A 17799-nucleotide genomic window follows, 5' to 3' on the forward strand; every position below is an offset into this window, starting at 1 on the left:
CAACATCGCTAATTGCTGGGAAAACAGGAGCAGTCGGTGTCCATTGATGTACCCGAGCGTGCCGACCTAGAACAGGTTCGCGGGCGCTGGCGCAACGCGGTTGCCGGTGTGCTGTCCAAGAGCAACCGTACCGACTCAGCACAACTCGGCGATCACCCCGAGCGGCTGCTGGATACCCAGACCGCTGACGGGTTCGCCATCCGGGCCCTCTACACCGCGTTCGACGAGCTCCCGGAGCCGCCGTTGCCGGGCCAGTGGCCCTTTGTGCGCGGCGGAGACCCGCTGCGCGACGTGCATTCCGGCTGGAAGGTCGCCGAGGCGTTTCCCGCCAACGGTGCGACGGCCGACACCAACGCGGCGGTGCTGGCCGCGCTCGGCGAGGGGGTCAGCGCGCTGCTGATCCGGGTGGGGGAGTCGGGTGTGGCGCCTGACCGGCTCACGGCGCTGCTGTCCGGGGTGTATCTGAACCTGGCGCCGGTCATCCTCGACGCCGGCGCCGACTACCGCCCGGCCTGCGACGTCATGCTGGCGCTGGTCGCCCAGCTCGATCCCGGCCAGCGCGACACCCTGTCGATCGACCTGGGCGCCGACCCGCTGACGGCGTCGCTGCGCGATCGTCCCGCCCCGCCGATCGAGGAGGTCGTCGCGGTCGCATCCCGGGCGGCCGGCGAACGTGGGCTTCGTGCGATCACCGTCGACGGACCGGCCTTCCACAACCTGGGCGCGACCGCGGCCACCGAACTCGCGGCCACCGTCGCGGCCGCGGTGGCCTACCTGCGGGTGCTCACCGAATCCGGGCTCGTGGTGAGTGACGCGCTGCGGCAGATCAGCTTCCGGCTCGCCGCCGACGACGACCAGTTCATGACGCTGGCCAAGATGCGGGCTCTACGTCAACTGTGGGCGCGGGTCGCCGAGGTCGTGGGCGACCCGGGTGGCGGCGCGGCCGTCGTGCACGCGGAGACGTCGCTACCGATGATGACCCAGCGTGATCCGTGGGTGAACATGCTGCGCTGCACGCTGGCGGCCTTCGGCGCCGGTGTCGGTGGCGCGGACACCGTGCTGGTGCACCCGTTCGACGTGGCGATTCCCGGCGGCTTTCCCGGCACGGCGGCCGGCTTTGCGCGCCGGATCGCTCGCAACACCCAACTGCTGCTTTTAGAAGAGTCGCATGTCGGCAGGGTGCTCGATCCCGCCGGCGGGTCGTGGTTCGTCGAAGAGCTCACCGACCGGCTGGCTCGGCGCGCCTGGCAGCGTTTCCAGGCCATCGAGGCCCGTGGCGGCTTCGTCGAGGCCCACGACTTCCTGGCCGGCCAGATCGCCGAGTGCGCCGCCCGCCGCGCCGACGACATCGCCCATCGGCGCCTGGCGATCACCGGCGTCAACGAATACCCGAACCTGGGCGAACCCGCGCTGCCGCCCGGTGATCCGACATCGCCGGTGCGCCGCTACGCTGCCGGATTCGAAGCATTGCGCGATCGATCCGATCACCACCTAGCCCGCACTGGCGCACGGCCGCGGGTGCTGTTGCTGCCGTTGGGTCCGCTGGCCGAGCACAACATCCGGACGACCTTCGCCACCAACCTGCTGGCGTCCGGCGGCATCGAGGCGATCGACCCGGGAACGGTTGATGCGGGCACCGTCGGGAATGCCGTTGCCGATGCCGGTTCGCCCAGCGTTGCCGTGATCTGCGGCACCGATGCGCGCTACCGGGACGAGGTTGCCGACATTGTGCAAGCGGCCCGAGCCGCCGGTGTTTCGAGGGTGTACCTCGCGGGTCCCGAGAAGGCGTTGGGAGATGCCGCACACCGGCCCGACGAGTTTTTGACCGCGAAAATCAATGTGGTGCAAGCCTTGTCGAATCTGCTGACGCGGTTGGGGGCCTAGATGACAACCAAGACACCCGTGATCGGCAGCTTCGCCGGCGTTCCGCTGCATAGCGAGCGTGCCGCGCAATCGCCCACAGAGGCCGCGGTGCACACGCATGTCGCCGCCGCCGCGGCGGCGCACGGGTACACGCCCGAACAGTTGGTGTGGCACACGCCGGAAGGCATTGACGTCACACCGGTATACATCGCCGCCGACCGGGCCGCCGCCGAAGCCGAGGGCTACCCGCTGCACAGCTTCCCGGGCGAGCCCCCCTTTGTGCGCGGCCCCTATCCGACGATGTATGTGAACCAGCCGTGGACCATCCGCCAGTACGCCGGGTTTTCCACCGCCGCGGATTCCAATGCGTTTTACCGACGCAACCTGGCCGCCGGCCAGAAGGGGCTGTCGGTGGCCTTCGATCTGGCCACCCACCGCGGCTACGACTCCGACCATCCCCGCGTGCAGGGCGATGTCGGAATGGCCGGTGTGGCAATCGATTCCATTCTCGACATGCGACAGCTGTTCGACGGCATCGACCTGTCGACCGTGAGCGTGTCGATGACGATGAACGGTGCGGTGCTGCCGATCCTGGCGCTGTATGTGGTTGCCGCCGAGGAGCAGGGCGTGGCGCCGGAGCAGCTGGCCGGCACCATCCAGAACGACATCCTCAAAGAGTTCATGGTCCGCAACACCTACATCTATCCGCCGAAGCCGTCGATGCGGATCATCTCCGACATCTTCGCCTACACCAGCGCCAAGATGCCCAAGTTCAACTCCATCTCCATTTCCGGCTATCACATCCAAGAAGCCGGTGCCACGGCGGATTTGGAGCTGGCCTACACCCTGGCCGACGGCGTCGACTACATCAGGGCGGGCCTGAACGCCGGCCTGGACATCGACAGCTTCGCGCCCCGGCTATCGTTCTTCTGGGGCATCGGGATGAATTTCTTTATGGAGGTCGCCAAACTGCGGGCCGGCCGGTTGCTGTGGAGTGAGCTGGTCGCACAGTTCGCGCCCAAGAGCGCCAAATCCCTTTCGCTGCGTACACATTCGCAAACATCGGGGTGGTCACTGACCGCCCAGGATGTGTTCAACAACGTGGCGCGCACATGCATCGAGGCGATGGCCGCCACCCAGGGGCACACCCAGTCGCTGCACACCAACGCCCTGGACGAGGCGCTGGCGCTGCCCACCGATTTTTCGGCCCGCATCGCGCGCAACACCCAGCTGGTGTTGCAGCAGGAGTCGGGCACCACGCGGCCGATCGACCCGTGGGGGGGCTCCTACTATGTGGAGTGGCTGACCCATCGGCTCGCGCGGCGAGCCCGGGCGCACATCGCCGAGGTCGCTGAACATGGCGGCATGGCGCAGGCCATCAGCGACGGCATCCCCAAGCTGCGCATCGAGGAGGCGGCCGCGCGCACCCAGGCCCGCATCGACTCCGGTCAGCAACCGGTGGTCGGGGTGAACAAATACCAGGTGCCCGAGGACCACGAGATCGAGGTGCTCAAGGTCGAAAACAGCCGGGTGCGCGCCGAGCAGCTGGCCAAACTGCAGCGGCTGCGGGCAGGCCGGGACGAGCCGGCGGTACGGGCCGCGCTGGCCGAGCTGACCCGCGCCGCCGCCGAGCAAGGACGCGCCGGAGCAGACGGGCTGGGCAATAATCTGCTGGCCCTGGCCATCGACGCCGCCCGGGCCCAGGCCACCGTGGGCGAGATCTCCGAAGCGCTGGAGAAGGTGTACGGACGGCACCGGGCCGAGATCCGTACCATTTCCGGGGTCTACCGCGACGAAGTTGGAAAGGCCCCCAACATCGCAGCCGCAACCGAGCTAGTGGAGAAGTTCGCCGAGGCCGACGGCCGCCGGCCCAGGATTCTGATCGCCAAGATGGGCCAGGACGGCCACGACCGCGGGCAGAAGGTGATCGCGACCGCGTTCGCCGACATCGGGTTCGACGTCGACGTGGGGTCGCTGTTTTCCACCCCCGAGGAGGTGGCGCGTCAGGCCGCCGACAACGACGTGCACGTGATCGGGGTGTCCTCGCTGGCCGCCGGCCATCTGACGCTGGTGCCGGCGCTGCGCGACGCGTTGGCGCAGGTGGGCAGGCCCGACATCATGATCGTGGTCGGTGGTGTCATCCCGCCGGGCGACTTCGACGAGCTGTACGCCGCCGGGGCCACCGCCATTTTCCCGCCGGGGACGGTGATTGCCGACGCGGCGATTGACCTGCTGCACAGGCTGGCCGAGCGGCTGGGGTACACGCTGGATTAGCGAGAGGCCCGCGGTGCCGTTTCTGGTTGCATTATCCGGTATCATCTCGGGCGTGCGTGATCATTCGATGACCGTGCGGCTCGACCAGCAAACTCGCCAGCGCCTGCAAGACATTGTGAAAGGCGGATACCGGAGCGCTAATGCGGCGATCGTCGACGCCATCAACAAGCGCTGGGAGGCGCTACACGATGAGCAACTCGACGCCGCCTACGCGGCCGCGATCCATGACAATCCGGCGTACCCGTACGAGTCTGAGGCCGAACGGAGCGCCGCGCGGGCCCGGCGCAACGCCAGGCAGCAGCGCTCGGCACAGTGAACGCGCCGTTGCGTGGTCAGGTCTATCGATGCGACCTCGGATACGGGGCCAAACCGTGGCTCATCGTCTCCAACAACGCCCGCAACCGTCACACCGCCGACGTGGTGGCTGTGCGCCTGACAACAACGCGGAGAACCATACCGACCTGGGTCGCCATGGGCCCCAGCGATCCATTGACCGGATACGTCAACGCGGACAACATCGAGACCCTCGGCAAAGACGAGCTCGGTGACTACCTCGGTGAGGTCACGCCGGCGACGATGAACAAAATCAACACGGCGCTCGCGACCGCGCTGGGGCTACCGTGGCCATGATGGCCGCATCCCACGACGACGACACCGTCGACGGGTTGGCGACGGCCGTGCGCGGCGGTGACCGTGCGGCGCTGCCACGGGCCATCACACTGGTCGAGTCGACCCGCCCCGACCATCGTGAGCAGGCGCAACAGCTGCTGCTGCGATTGCTGCCGGACTCCGGGAACGCCCATCGCGTCGGCATCACCGGGGTCCCGGGGGTGGGCAAGTCGACTGCCATCGAGGCGCTGGGCATGCATCTGATCGAGCGCGGGCATCGGGTGGCGGTGCTGGCGGTCGACCCGTCGTCGACCCGCACGGGTGGATCGATTCTTGGTGATAAAACCCGGATGGCGCGGCTGGCGGTGCACCCGAACGCCTACATCCGGCCGTCCCCGACGTCGGGAACGCTGGGTGGGGTGACGAGGGCCACCCGGGAAACGGTGGTGCTGTTGGAGGCGGCCGGTTTTGATGTGATCCTGATCGAAACCGTCGGGGTGGGCCAGTCCGAGGTCGCGGTGGCCAACATGGTCGACACGTTCGTGTTGCTGACCTTGGCCCGCACCGGTGATCAGTTGCAGGGCATCAAGAAGGGCGTGCTGGAGCTCGCCGACATCGTGGTGGTGAACAAGGCCGACGGGGAGCACCACAAAGAGGCCCGGCTGGCCGCCCGGGAGCTGTCGGCGGCGATCAGATTGATCTATCCTCGCGAAGCACTGTGGCGCCCACCGGTGCTCACCATGAGCGCGGTGGAGGGCAGGGGACTGGCCGAGCTGTGGGACACCGTCGAGCGTCATCGCCAGGTGCTCACCGGGGCCGGCGAATTCGACGCCCGTCGGCGCGATCAGCAGGTCGACTGGACCTGGCAGCTGGTTCGCGACGCCGTCCTGGATCGGGTGTGGTCCAATCCGACGGTGCGCAAGGTCCGCTCCGAGCTCGAGCGTCGGGTCCGCGCCGGCGAACTGACCCCGGCCCTGGCGGCTCAGCAAATACTGGAGATAGCTAACCTAACGGATAGGTAAATAAATCCGTGTTTGCCGATGGTCGCTGCGAAATCCACGTAAGTTCGACCGTGTGATGGTTGACACCGGAGTCGATCACCGCGCGGTTTCGTCCCACGACGGACCGGACGCGGGCCGGCGGGTGTTTGGTGCGGCGGACCCACGCTTTGCGTGCGTCGTTCGAGCCTTTGCCAGCATGTTTCCGGGGCGCCGGTTCGGTGGCGGAGCGCTGGCGGTGTATCTCGACGGGCAGCCGGTCGTCGACGTGTGGAAGGGGTGGGCTGATCGGGCCGGATGGGTGCCGTGGTCGGCGGATTCCGCGCCGATGGTGTTCTCGGCGACCAAGGGCATGACGGCCACGGTCATCCACCGGCTGGCCGACCGGGGGCTGATCGACTACGAAGCTCCCGTTGCCGAGTATTGGCCGGCGTTCGGCGCCAACGGCAAGGCAACCCTGACGGTTCGTGACGTGATGCGACACCAGGCCGGCCTGTCCGGATTGCGTGGCGCGACGCAGCAAGACTTGCTGGATCACGTCGTGATGGAAGAGCGGCTGGCGGCGGCGGTGCCCGGGCGGCTGCTGGGCAAATCCGCCTACCACGCGCTGACGTTCGGTTGGTTGATGTCGGGCCTGGCCAGGGCCGTCACCGGAAAGGACATGCGCCTGCTGTTCCGCGAGGAACTTGCCGAGCCGTTGGACACCGACGGCTTGCACCTGGGTCGGCCGCCGGCCGACGCGCCGACGCGGGTCGCCGAGATCATCATGCCGCAAGATATTGCCGCCAATGCGGTGCTGACCTGTGCGATGCGCCGGCTCGCCCATCGGTTCTCCGGCGGATTTCGCTCCATGTATTTTCCCGGCGCCATCGCGGCCGTGCAGGGCGAGGCGCCGTTGCTGGACGCCGAGATACCCGCGGCCAACGGGGTGGCGACGGCGCGAGCGCTGGCGCGGATGTACGGCGCAATCGCCAACGGCGGCGAGATCGACGGCATACGGTTCTTGTCGCGGGAGCTGGTCACGGGCCTGACCCGCAACCGACGGCAAGTTCTGCCGGATCGAAATCTATTGGTGCCCTTAAATTTTCATCTTGGCTATCACGGTATGCCGATCGGCAACGTGATGCCGGGGTTTGGTCATGTGGGCTTGGGCGGCTCGATCGGCTGGACAGACCCGGAGACCGGGGTGGCGTTCGCGCTGGTGCACAACCGGCTGCTGTCACCGTTGGTGATGACCGATCACGCAGGCTTTGTCGGCATCTACCACCTGATCCGGCAGGCCGCCGCCCAGGCGCGCAAGCGTGGTTACCAGCCGGTGACGCCATTCGGGGCGCCGTACTCGGAGCCGGGAGCCGCGGCGGGCTAATCTGCCCGCCTAATCGGCCTGCCGGCAGCGGCGCTCGGCGCCACGGTGTCGCGATGCTTCCCGGATGCCGACCTAGCTCGCGGTTTTGGTCGCGATGACGATGTCCTGGAAGCTTAGGTGTGGTTCCCGGCCACTCCATGAGCCGTAGTGCAATGGTTCGTGCACGGCGAGGCCGAACTTGCCATAGACATCCCTGACGAAGGTCTCCGGCAAGCCGATTGCTTCTTCGGGCCGCTTCTTGTGGATTGTCCGATAACCCGGTCCCTCATGCTGGAAGTTGTGCGCACTCTTTCCTTCCGCGATGTGGGCTAACGACTCGTCATTGAGCAAGAAGTACGTGCACAGGCATCGTCCGCCGGGCTTCAGCACGCGGGAGATCTCGTCCAGATAGTGCTCCACGTCCGGCGGAAACATGTGGGTGAACACCGAGGTAAGAAACACCACATCGAACGACGCATCCGGATATGGAAAGCGAAAGTCTAGTGACTGGTATTTCCCTTTCGGGTTGTACAGCGAGTTGTAGATGTCGGAGACCTCGAACTGGAAGTTGGGGTGCGCCGAGGTGATGTGCTCCTGGCACCACGCGATGGCTTTCTGCGAGATATCGAAGCCGGCGTAGCGTCCCTCGCTGTTCAGATAGCCGGTGAGCGGCAACGCCATCCGCCCCGAGCCGCAGCCGACGTCGAGCACCGCTTCGTCCGGCTGCAGCCCACACAGGTCGACCAGATACCCGACGAATTCAGCACCGACTTCCTTGTAGGCGCCGCCGACGAATTGTCGCAGGGATTTTGGAGGCAGCGCCTCGGCGGAGCCACCGTCGGCTGAACCGCGTTTCGAGCGCGTCAGGATGTTCTGGAAAAGTCGCTTAATGATGCACCTCAGTTATCGGCCGCGCTTGAAGGTTCAGGAATCCTCCAGGCGGAAGCCGACTTTCATAGTCACCTGGAAGTGCGCGACCGCTCCGTCGACCAGGTGGCCTCGAATTGACTGTACTTCGAACCAGTCCAGCGCGCGCATGGTCTGCGCAGCTCGGGCCAGACCGCCCTGGATTGCCGCGTCGACGCCGTCGGGCGAGGTCCCGACGATCTCGATCACTCGGTAGGTGTGATTGCTCATCGTGTCCCCTCACATTCTTTTACCCGCTCTTACCGGCCAGCGGCACACCAGAATAGTCCGGTGCCATCGGGGGAGCCCTCTACGGCCGGTCACTTTGAGCACTTGCCGCGCGGCAGCTTCGGCCGGATTCTCTCCGTCCTCAATGCCGCTGCCGACCATCATCCACGTGAGTTGCTCGTCGTCGGGATTGCGACCTTCGACCAGAAGCGCCCGGCGGTGGGGGTCGATGAGCACGACCCGGGTGGTGCGGCGACGCCGGCGGTGGTCATCAACTACGAGAGCCGGTCGTCGGCTGGCGGCACCATCGGCCATTCAACAACGTCACAGGTAGCGTGCTGTTTGTATCAGCAGCCGAAACGCCCAGCGCTCCGGCCGACCAAGGCGGCAGCGACGACCGCAGCGACAACCTGGATCGAACGAGTCCAAAACCGCCGCGGACGCCACTCGGCCCTCGTATGATCCCGAGGAGATACCCTACGGGGTGGATTGGGGATGGATCGGCGATGCGCCTCTCGATCGTAACGACTATGTACATGTCAGAGCCTTACGTGCTGGAGTTCTACAGGAGAGCGCGCGCGGCGGCGGACAAAATCACGCCTGACGTCGAGATCATCTTCGTGGATGACGGCTCGCCGGACGCAGCGCTCCAGCAGGCCGTCTCGCTGCTCGACAGCGACCCCTGTGTTCGGGTAATTCAGCTTTCGCGAAATTTCGGCCACCACAAAGCGATGATGACCGGCCTGGCGCACGCCACGGGGGATCTCGTCTTTCTGATCGACTCAGACTTGGAAGAGGACCCGGCTCTCCTAGAGCCGTTCTATGAAAAGCTGATCTCGACGGGCGCCGACGTAGTATTTGGTTGCCACGCGCGGCGGCCCGGCGGTTGGTTGAGGAATTTCGGACCGAAAATCCATTATCGGGCGTCCGCCCTGCTGTGTGACCCCCCGCTTCATGAAAATACTCTCACCGTGCGGCTGATGACAGCCGACTATGTACGCAGCTTGGTCCAGCACCAGGAGCGTGAACTTTCGATTGCCGGTCTGTGGCAGATTACTGGTTTTTACCAGGTGCCCATGTCCGTAAACAAGGCATGGAAAGGAACGACCACATACACGTTTAGGCGTAAAGTAGCGACACTGGTCGACAATGTCACTTCATTTAGCAACAAACCTCGAGTCTTCATTTTCTATCTTGGTGCGGCCATTTTTATTATTTCAAGCTCGGCCGCGGGCTATCTGATCATCGATCGAATTTTCTTTCGCGCTCTGCAAGCGGGGTGGGCATCCGTGATCGTATCCATCTGGATGCTGGGGGGTGTGACGATTTTCTGCATAGGGCTGGTCGGAATTTATGTATCCAAAGTCTTCATCGAAACTAAGCAGCGGCCATACACAATTATCCGAAGAATCTACGGTTCGGATTTAACAACCCGGGAGCCATCCTCTCTGAAGACCGCCTTCCCGGCCGCGCACCTGTCGAACGGGAAACGCGTCACATCAGAGCCAGAGGGATTGGCAACTGGCAACAGGTGAATAAGCGTAGCATGATTCCTGTAAAGGTTGAAAACAATACTTCGCTCGATCAGGTGCAAGACGCTCTTAATTGCGTCGGGTACGCGGTTGTAGAAGATGTGCTTGATGAGGCGTCACTGGCAGCGACCCGTGATCGCATGTATCGTGTACAGGAGCGGATTCTTACCGAGATTGGCAAAGAGCGGCTGGCAAGGGCCGGTGAGCTCGGTGTTCTTCGACTCATGATGAAGTATGACCCTCATTTCTTTACCTTTCTTGAAATCCCCGAAGTCCTAAGCATCGTTGATCGTGTGCTATCTGAAACGGCCATCTTACATCTGCAGAATGGCTTTATCCTTCCGTCCTTCCCGCCCTTCTCCACGCCGGACGTTTTTCAGAATGCGTTCCACCAAGACTTTCCCAGGGTTCTGTCCGGTTACATTGCCTCCGTCAATATTATGTTCGCCATCGATCCCTTTACACGAGACACCGGCGCAACGCTCGTAGTGCCGGGGAGCCACCAGCGCATAGAGAAACCGGACCATACCTACCTCGCGCGCAATGCCGTTCCCGTTCAATGCGCGGCGGGCTCGTTGTTCGTTTTTGACTCTACGCTTTGGCATGCGGCTGGCCGAAACACCTCCGGCAAAGACCGCTTGGCCATAAATCATCAGTTTACGCGCTCGTTTTTCAAGCAGCAGATCGACTACGTCCGCGCGCTGGGCGACGCCGTGGTTCTGGAGCAGCCTGCGCGTACTCAGCAACTGCTCGGATGGTACAGTCGAGTGGTTACCAATCTGGACGAGTATTACCAGCCGCCGGACAAGCGATTGTATCGGAAGGGGCAAGGCTAGTTTTGCGAGAATTCCGTTGCGCCTATTTGAAAGCCCGACATGAAACGATCGCTTTTAAGCGCATATGTCTGTTCTGCAAAAATGTCTAATTTTTCCGATAAAGGTTGGTGGGAAAGCTCGATGCGTGCCGTGTTTTGTAGGTGGCCGGATGATCCACTTAGACAGGCCGTGGAAGCAGAATTTGCGCGTCCCGATGGCGTTGCGGTGGCGTAATGGCCTGGCGAAAGCTCGGGAGAATTTTTGCTCCGTCGGGCGAACTCGACTGGTCGCGAAGTCATGCTGCGCTACCGGTTCCTGAATGGATCGAGGGTGATATTTTCCGCATCTATTTCAGCGGCCGCGATGGTCAGAATCGTTCCAGTATCGGTAGCGTGATCGTCGATCTCGCCGTGGGCGGCAAGATTCTGGACATTCCGGCGGAGCCGATTTTGCGCCCCGGCGCTCGAGGAATGTTTGACGACTGTGGGGTGTCAATCGGATCGATTGTGCGTGCCGGCGATACGCGACTTTTGTACTACACGGGCTGGAATCTCGCTGTCACCGTGCCCTGGAAAAACACCATAGGCGTGGCGATTAGCGAAGCAGGTGCACCATTCGAGCGATGGTCTACTTTTCCCGTCGTTGCGCTGGACGAGCGTGATCCATTCTCGCTTTCTTATCCCTGGGTCATCCAAGATGGAGGGACATACCGTATGTGGTATGGCTCAAATCTAGGCTGGGGAGAGGGCACCGACGAGATACCTCACGTGATCAGGTATGCGCAATCAAGGGACGGTGTCCACTGGGAAAAGCAGGATCGCGTGCATATCGACACAAGCGGATCCGACAATAGCGCGGCCTGTAGGCCGTGCGTCGTCCGCGATGCGGGAGTATACAGAATGTGGTTTTGCGCTCGCGGTGCGAAATATCGGATTTACTGCGCTACATCGGAGGATGGTTTGACTTGGCGGCAACTCGGCAAAGATGAGGGCATCGACGTTTCGCCAGATAGCTGGGACTCGGATATGATCGAGTATCCTTGCGTGTTCGATCACAGGGGACAGCGCTTTATGCTTTATTCGGGCGATGGCTACGGTCGCACCGGGTTCGGTTTGGCGGTGCTGGAGAACTGATCAGGGCTGACAATAGATGTTTAGCGGCTGATGATGCGCTTCCCGCTCGAATAGGCTGAGACCATTATTGCCGCGGTAGCGATGATTTCCCGGATTATCGTCGTCGCCGCGATCACTCACTGCTCGTCGAGGCCCTTTAAGGGCTTCATTGTATCCTTCGCACTGCTTATCTTCATGCGCGCAACGTCAGGATGCGCGTGAGCGCCTCGACAACGCGGCTCTGATCTACCTCCTGAAGTCCAACCCACATCGGCAGACGGATTAGGCGGGAAGCCACGTCGTTGGTGACGGTCAGGTTGCCATTGGTGCGGCCGTAGCGACGCCCGGCCGGCGAATCGTGAAGCGGCACGTAATGAAAGACCGCGCCTATACCTTCGCTCGTCAGACGCGCCAGCACCTCCTCCCGATCGGCGCTGGGCGCTAGTAACACGTAGTACATGTGGGCGTTGTGAGAGCAGCCCTGTGGGATGATCGGACGGCGCAGGAGCCCCCGCTGTTCCAATGATTCGAAGCTTTCATGATACCGGTTCCATAGGTCCAATCGGATACGCGTGATCCGCTCGGCTTCCTCGAACTGAGCCCATAGAAAGGCAGCGACTAATTCGCTGGGCAAATAGGAAGACCCTTTGTCCTGCCACGTATATTTGTCGACCTCGTTGCGAAGGAAGCGGCTGCGATTGGTGCCCTTTTCCCTGAGAATCTCTGCCCGGAGCAGGAAGTCTTCTGAGTTGACAAGCAGGGCGCCGCCTTCGCCGGAAATCACATTCTTGGTCTCGTGAAATGAGAGCGCTCCCAGGTCGCCGATGCTGCCGAGCGCCCGCCCACGATACGACGCCATCGCGCCTTGGGCCGCGTCTTCGACCACCGCCAGGTTGTGGTGCGTGGCGATCTTCATGATCGCGTCCATCTCGCAGGCCACGCCGGCATAGTGAACGGGGACGATGGCCTTGGTTCGCGGGGTGATGGCGTCTACGATGCGAGTTTCATCAATGTTGAGCGTGTCGGGCCGAATATCGACAAAGACTGGCACACCACCGCGCAACACGAAGGCGTTGGCGGTAGAGACAAAGGTGTATGACGGCAGTATGACTTCGTCCCCCTCCTCTATGTCCAGAAGCAGCGCCATCATTTCCAGCGCGGCGGTGCATGAGGGGGTGAGTAGTGCCTTGCGACAACCGGTCTGCTGTTCGAGCCATGCATGGCTACGCCGGGTGAAGGGACCATCGCCGGCCAGGTGGCCGCAAGAATGCGCTTCGGCGATGTACGCGAGCTCCCGGCCGGTCATGTACGGCCGATTGAATGGAACTTTGTGATCTGACACTCGACGCCAACTTCTCAAATCATCGAACAGGGCGCTGAAGTGTTCGGTGATCGGGGTCGAACATCCACCAGAATTCTCCTTGTGGCCGGCGGATCCCTAGCCTTTTCAGGTATCCCAACATGCCTTCACTATTTCTTCATATCTTCCGCAACTCCGTGCTGGGCACCGGACGGCGCTCCGTCTTGGTTCCTATATAGACACCATCCGCGTCAGCGTCGCCAAGGAGTAGGGCGCCCGCTCCGACCACACACCGTGAACCGATGGTGATATGGTCGCGTAGCGTTGCATTGACGCCAATGAAAGATTGCTCCTCTATTACCACGCCACCGGATACGACGATATGAGACGCTAGAAAACAGTGATCGTGAATCGTCGAGTGATGGCCGATATGATTGCCGCTCCACAATGTGACGTTGTTGCCAATCGATACGAATGGCTGGATAGTGTTGTCTTCAAGCAGGAAGACATTTTCACCGATCCGCCCATCGTTCAAGACGGTAGCGTGGGAGCTCACATAGCTGGCGAGTTCATAGCCGAGAGCCTTAGCGGCAAGATATTTTTCCTTCCGCACACCGTTCAGTTTGGCGTAGGCCAGCGCCACGAACATCGCGTGGGACTCCGGCGGAAAGCGTTGTGCGACCTCGTCGAAGGCCACTAAAGGCAGGCCGCAAAACTCGGACACGCTTGCATAGTCTCGGTCGACTGTGAACGCGACGACCTCATATTCCGAATCCCTTGTGAAGTAGTAATGTGCGAGCTGAGCGATGTCGCCGCTCCCAAAAATTACCAATGGTTTGGTCATGACGCCTTCCTAACCAGAATTGTGAATTCATACAAGCCGTAGTCGTGCAGAAGCGCAACACTCTTGGAGTACCTGCGCTTGCAGAGATCAAATAGGGCGCATGGGTCAGCATAGTACAGGTCGTCGCGCATCTTTGATGCATCGGAATAAGATGTCAGGCAATTAAAAGAGAAGCCACGGCGACTCGCGGCATTCAGCATGTCGAGCGTCGCTTCGATGTGAGCGCACCATTCCGTGTCCAACGATTTCAGACGAACATTGAATATTCCACTCGCGACGCTATAGTCCGCCTCCCGATCTATGCGCGCCGCGCAGATGAAGTCTGCGTTCGCCCGACCTTCGAAACGTAGTGCGGCCGCGCGCACCATTTCGGGGGAGACGTCGATGCCGGTGTAATCAGTTTTGAAGCCACGCGCATCTAGGTAGTCCAGTAGAGCCCCATAGCCACAGCCTAGATCGTTGATCGAAAATGGGTCCGCCGCATTGACAATGCGCACCAGCTGGTCAAAGCGCAACGCCTGCCCGGCTTCGCCGTTCCAATCGACGCCGCGCGCGGTGGTGCCGTGTGCTTCGAGTTTCGATGCGTAGTAACGGGCCACGTCAGCGAGCATGGTCGTTGCGTCTTCCGCCATGAAGCTGCCTCACGATTTGTGTGTGTGGGCGTCGGTGCGTGGGTCCGAGACTATACCTTCAACAGTTGCATGCCGAGGCTGCGGCGGGCAATGACCCAAAAACCCGCCGGCACGGTTCGCCGAGCAAGGAAGCGTGGAGACGATAGATAATTTCACTGGCGACAGTACCTCAAATAGTCCGGAGCCTCGGCTCCGACGTTAAAGAGCAGATCCAGAATCGACACGGCGGGCTCGAACCCTCCCCACAATTGCTTATAATCGCGGTAGCCGTCATAATCGAACCAAGTTACCCGGATGCTAAGTTCGTCGAACACGCGCTCATCGACATACGAACGGGCTGAGGGGCCAGAGACATATTCGGTCGCTGCGGCCTGTTGGCAGAGGTTGGCCAGTCTCTCGGTCTTGCCGTCGGCTAATTCGTAGTCCCACGAATTTGCCAGTCGCGTGCTGATACCGAGATAACTGCAAATCGCATTCAATAGACGCCTGTTGAGTAAGGAAAGATTCGTGTGCTGTTCTTCGAGGTAAATCGGCGCGAGCCAGTCAGCGATCTCCGCAAAATGAGCGGCCGCGCTGTAGTTGAATTCTAGTGCCCGCCAGTGCGCTTTCGCCCAATCGGTGCCGTCGATCAGCGTCTCACGTATCTTTTGATGGAAACGTCCCTTCACCTGGACGGGAACAGTTATCCACTGCAACCCCTGGCTCGTTTTGATCCGATTTCTGTTTCGCCAATCACGCTTGGTATATTGCATGTCATCATAGATGATGAATTCATCGACGAATGCAATCAGGTCAAAATATCCTCGCCAAGGTATGTAATTTGATTGAACAATCGCGACTTTCTTCAACGCGGTGTCTCCAATTTAGAATAACAAATACGTCGCGCCCGCGACAGCTCCGCTGGAGCGAGTTCAAGCGATTCTGCGACATATTCAATATGGTGCTCGGGAAGGCCAGGATGGGCCGCGACCCGGGGCGTCCGGTGCGCGATGAACGTCGCATCGTCTCCTGTGAGATAATTGCATCCGATCATATAGGGCTGGCTGCGGCTAGGTTGCTGGCAAAAAGATATCGCGGCCGATCCGTTTCTGGTTTTGTCTTGATGATCAAATCCGCTTCCGTTCACGAGATCGATTCCTGGTCTTCCCCCAGCGTCGCGATGTCGATAGGTGTCGCGCTTTGTTCGTACCCGCACTACGCGGCGGCGAGAACCTCGCCACCGAATCGGGATTGGGGGGAGGATACCACTCGGTCGAGGCCCGTCACCGGCCTTCTAGCGGGTTGACCATCAGTGTTTGCAGGGCCCTATCCCGGTATGGCGCACCACGGGATCGGCAGCGTTCCGGTTGCTGGCGTGGTACCTCGTTGTGGCGCCGTGGTCCATGTCGATTGAGTGCGTGGATCAGTGTAAACCGTTGCGCGCCATGTTCTGTAGGCACTGGTTCGGGTTGTGGTTAGGCTGCACGGTTGGCAGGTTACCAACCACTGAGCCCCTGGGCGGATGTGAGCTCGGACTCCGCCTATGGGGTGTAATTTTGGCAGATTGGGCCGGGTCCCCGTGGTGAGGACTCCTCAACCGGATTGGGTAAGCATGAGGTGGTGCTGGCAGCGGTGTCCTGGTCGCTCTCCCGAGTAGGCCCGTTGTGACTGTCATGTGGGCGAGCGGGTTTGCGCGCGTAGGAGACGATGATTACTACGCACGTGACCAACCACAAGAACGGTGCCCATGTCACCGTGGTGAAAACGAGTGGCGTGGTACCGACTACCCCTTTGGCTCCCAGCTGTCCATAGAGCGGCACGTAGAACGGCTGGCCCGGGACCGCGACGTTGACGATGCTCAGCGCCACGGCCAAACTCACGCAGACGCCGACCGCGCGGCGGCGGTCTCCATGGGCTGCGAGTTGGTCGAATATCCCAGCACCAGGAGGCCCGTTGGGGTCTCGGGCTACCAGTGCAGCGATTGGCAAGACGAAAACGAGATAGTAGAAGGCGACGTCCGCGGGGGAGAAGGTGGCGGTGGCGAGCAACACAATCCCCACCATGACAGGCGGGATACGGCGTCCGAGCGCCAGCACGGCGACCACGACTATGACTAGGACAGCAAACCCGATCTGCGTTCGCGGACCAGTGAGGAAACCCTCTGGGATCTTGCCCGATTGATAGTTCTTGATGCTATCGGGGATCAGCAGGAGTGCCTTGCCAAAGGACACGTTCCGCGGGTCTCGAAGCCCTCCGAACGAACTATTGAACTTGATGATGCCGTGGATCGACTGTGCGATCGTCCCCGGGAAGCCTCGTGGCCACAACAGAAAGGCTGCGATATTGGACACCACCACACCGGTGATCCCGATACCAGCCCACCGCCATTGTCGAGCCGCCAACAACACCACGCCGAGAACGACGAACTGCGGCTTTACCAGGACGGCCAAGATCACCGTGATGGTGGCGAGGCCCCACCGCTGTCGGGACAACGCCACGAAGTAAGCCAGCGCGATCGGTACCACGAACCCTGTCGAGTTGCCTCGATCGATGACCCCCCACGCCGGGATGGCCGCGGCGCCCAGTGTCACGAAGATGACCACTCGCTCCAGACCACGTGCCCCCCGGGCCGCCCAGATGGCGGGAGATATGACCGCCATCGTTAGGGCGACCAGGTAACAGATCAGCCCCAAGCGCGGCGCACCCAGCCAATGGCTGGGTAGTCCGAAAATCGCATACGGTATGCGGGCGGGGGCCCATGCAGCAACCGCGGTCGGCTGGTAATCGGCGGGTAGCGAGATCAGGTAGTCCGCGGGATTGGGTTGAATCCCGGCGGCGGCGACCATGGCGTAGTCGCTGAAGCAGTGCCGACCGATATTCATGCCCCAATCAAGCCAACAGTCCCCAGGGACTACCAAAAGAGTGGAAAAGACGTCGACCGCGTACCACTGACTGAGGGCGTACGCCGTCGCCGCCGAAATCACCGACGCCAGCAGGATGGTGCCGAGCATGAGGGTGCGCTCGGATTGGGAGCCGATCGCCCAGAGCCGCTCCCGGCTCGCGGTCACGGCACCGCGCAACACCTCCGGGGGTCGCTTCATCTGGATTCTCCTCGGTTCTGCGCGAAACGGTAGCAGAGCGCCATGGTTGCCAACGCGGTCGCCGGGCAGTCTAGACCGGATCTTCCTCGTGGCAACCGACAACAGGACGTCGTTGCCGAAAGGGCGCTGGGCACCGACATCTAGGATGAACCCACAGCCACGCCCCGACGTTATGCCATGGCGAAGAGCGACCGACAGGAGCGGGAACCCAGTGAAGCGAGCGCTCATCACCGGAATCACAGGACCGGACGGCTCGTATCT

Annotated in this window: 18 protein-coding genes; 10 read left to right on the plus strand and 8 right to left on the minus strand. The window is 61.9% G+C overall.

Features of this window, described 5'->3' with window-relative positions:
• Positions 1 to 36: 36 nt before the first annotated feature.
• The 6 genes from mutA to lipL are packed head-to-tail and all read left to right on the plus strand — an operon-like array spanning position 37 to position 7110.
• The gene (gene mutA / locus FF952_RS07930; RefSeq protein WP_003407585.1) at positions 37 to 1884 is read left to right on the plus strand and encodes a methylmalonyl-CoA mutase small subunit; all 1848 of its coding nucleotides are present in this window, start codon (positions 37 to 39) and stop codon (positions 1882 to 1884) included.
• A complete protein-coding gene (scpA, locus tag FF952_RS07935) occupies positions 1885 to 4137 on the plus strand; it encodes a methylmalonyl-CoA mutase (RefSeq protein WP_003407587.1) in 2253 nt (750 codons plus the stop codon).
• A 13-nt stretch (positions 4138 to 4150) separates the two neighbouring features.
• The gene (gene mazE4, locus FF952_RS07940; protein WP_003900349.1) at positions 4151 to 4453 is read left to right on the plus strand and encodes a type II toxin-antitoxin system antitoxin MazE4; all 303 of its coding nucleotides are present in this window, start codon (positions 4151 to 4153) and stop codon (positions 4451 to 4453) included.
• Positions 4450 to 4767 carry a type II toxin-antitoxin system toxin endoribonuclease MazF4 gene (gene mazF4 / locus FF952_RS07945; RefSeq protein WP_003407593.1) on the plus strand — a complete coding sequence of 106 codons (318 nt, stop codon included), beginning with the start codon at positions 4450 to 4452 and terminating at the stop codon, positions 4765 to 4767. The genes mazE4 and mazF4 overlap by 4 nt, the downstream gene beginning before the upstream one ends.
• Positions 4764 to 5768 (plus strand): methylmalonyl Co-A mutase-associated GTPase MeaB, encoded by a 1005-nt coding sequence (gene meaB / locus FF952_RS07950; protein WP_003407596.1) that lies wholly within the window; start codon positions 4764 to 4766, stop codon positions 5766 to 5768. Before mazF4 ends, meaB begins: the two co-directional genes overlap by 4 nt.
• Before the next feature lie 52 nt (positions 5769 to 5820).
• On the plus strand, positions 5821 to 7110 hold the full coding sequence (gene lipL / locus FF952_RS07955; RefSeq protein ID WP_003407599.1) for an esterase/beta-lactamase LipL: 1290 nt from the start codon (positions 5821 to 5823) through the stop codon (positions 7108 to 7110).
• A gap of 72 nt (positions 7111 to 7182) precedes the next feature.
• On the opposite strand, the gene FF952_RS07960 is transcribed toward lipL, so the two are convergent.
• From FF952_RS07960 to FF952_RS20760, 3 genes are read right to left on the minus strand one after another with little or no spacing between them, the layout of a single operon-like run.
• On the minus strand, positions 7183 to 7959 hold the full coding sequence (locus FF952_RS07960) for a class I SAM-dependent methyltransferase (protein ID WP_305953045.1): 777 nt from the start codon (positions 7957 to 7959) through the stop codon (positions 7183 to 7185).
• 54 nt (positions 7960 to 8013) lie between these two features.
• Positions 8014 to 8226, minus strand: coding sequence for a dodecin (locus FF952_RS07965; RefSeq protein ID WP_003898900.1), 213 nt, complete (start codon positions 8224 to 8226; stop codon positions 8014 to 8016).
• A 9-nt stretch (positions 8227 to 8235) separates the two neighbouring features.
• Positions 8236 to 8538: an NUDIX domain-containing protein gene (locus FF952_RS20760; RefSeq protein ID WP_003407610.1), complete on the minus strand. Its 303-nt coding sequence runs from the start codon at positions 8536 to 8538 to the stop codon at positions 8236 to 8238.
• A gap of 191 nt (positions 8539 to 8729) precedes the next feature.
• On the opposite strand from FF952_RS20760, the gene losA reads away from it, so the two are divergent.
• The 3 genes from losA (at position 8730) to FF952_RS07985 (ending at position 11703) form a co-directional block, all read left to right on the plus strand.
• Positions 8730 to 9758, plus strand: coding sequence for a glycosyltransferase LosA (losA, locus tag FF952_RS07975; protein ID WP_003903478.1), 1029 nt, complete (start codon positions 8730 to 8732; stop codon positions 9756 to 9758).
• An 11-nt stretch (positions 9759 to 9769) separates the two neighbouring features.
• Positions 9770 to 10591, plus strand: a complete 822-nt coding sequence (locus FF952_RS07980) for a phytanoyl-CoA dioxygenase family protein (protein WP_003898901.1) — start codon at positions 9770 to 9772, stop codon at positions 10589 to 10591.
• A gap of 212 nt (positions 10592 to 10803) precedes the next feature.
• Entirely contained in the window at positions 10804 to 11703 is a 900-nt protein-coding gene (locus FF952_RS07985) for a glycoside hydrolase family protein (RefSeq protein WP_003407616.1), read from the plus strand.
• Positions 11704 to 11875: 172 nt separating this feature from the next.
• On the opposite strand, the gene rffA is transcribed toward FF952_RS07985, so the two are convergent.
• The 4 genes from rffA to FF952_RS08005 form a co-directional block, all read right to left on the minus strand.
• Positions 11876 to 12988 carry a dTDP-4-amino-4,6-dideoxygalactose transaminase gene (gene rffA / locus FF952_RS07990; protein ID WP_017351436.1) on the minus strand — a complete coding sequence of 371 codons (1113 nt, stop codon included), beginning with the start codon at positions 12986 to 12988 and terminating at the stop codon, positions 11876 to 11878.
• Positions 12989 to 13160: 172 nt separating this feature from the next.
• On the minus strand, positions 13161 to 13826 hold the full coding sequence (locus FF952_RS07995; RefSeq protein ID WP_003407619.1) for an acetyltransferase: 666 nt from the start codon (positions 13824 to 13826) through the stop codon (positions 13161 to 13163).
• A complete protein-coding gene (locus FF952_RS08000; RefSeq protein ID WP_017351437.1) occupies positions 13823 to 14458 on the minus strand; it encodes a class I SAM-dependent methyltransferase in 636 nt (211 codons plus the stop codon). Before FF952_RS08000 ends, FF952_RS07995 begins: the two co-directional genes overlap by 4 nt.
• 152 nt (positions 14459 to 14610) lie before the next feature.
• On the minus strand, positions 14611 to 15306 hold the full coding sequence (locus FF952_RS08005; RefSeq protein ID WP_003407623.1) for a WbqC family protein: 696 nt from the start codon (positions 15304 to 15306) through the stop codon (positions 14611 to 14613).
• Between FF952_RS08005 and FF952_RS08010 the strand changes: the two genes are divergently transcribed.
• A complete protein-coding gene (locus FF952_RS08010) occupies positions 15240 to 15743 on the plus strand; it encodes a hypothetical protein (RefSeq protein WP_003900353.1) in 504 nt (167 codons plus the stop codon). The two genes, FF952_RS08005 and FF952_RS08010, sit on opposite strands and share 67 nt — an antisense overlap.
• Before the next feature lie 235 nt (positions 15744 to 15978).
• Here FF952_RS08010 and FF952_RS08015 read toward each other — a convergent pair whose 3' ends face one another.
• The gene (locus tag FF952_RS08015; protein WP_003902092.1) at positions 15979 to 17778 is read right to left on the minus strand and encodes a glycosyltransferase 87 family protein; all 1800 of its coding nucleotides are present in this window, start codon (positions 17776 to 17778) and stop codon (positions 15979 to 15981) included.
• Between the last annotated feature and the right edge of the window lie 21 nt (positions 17779 to 17799).

The sequence above is a fragment of the Mycobacterium tuberculosis complex sp. N0072 genome, assembly GCF_030323725.1.
GTDB classification, from domain to species: domain Bacteria; phylum Actinomycetota; class Actinomycetes; order Mycobacteriales; family Mycobacteriaceae; genus Mycobacterium; species Mycobacterium tuberculosis.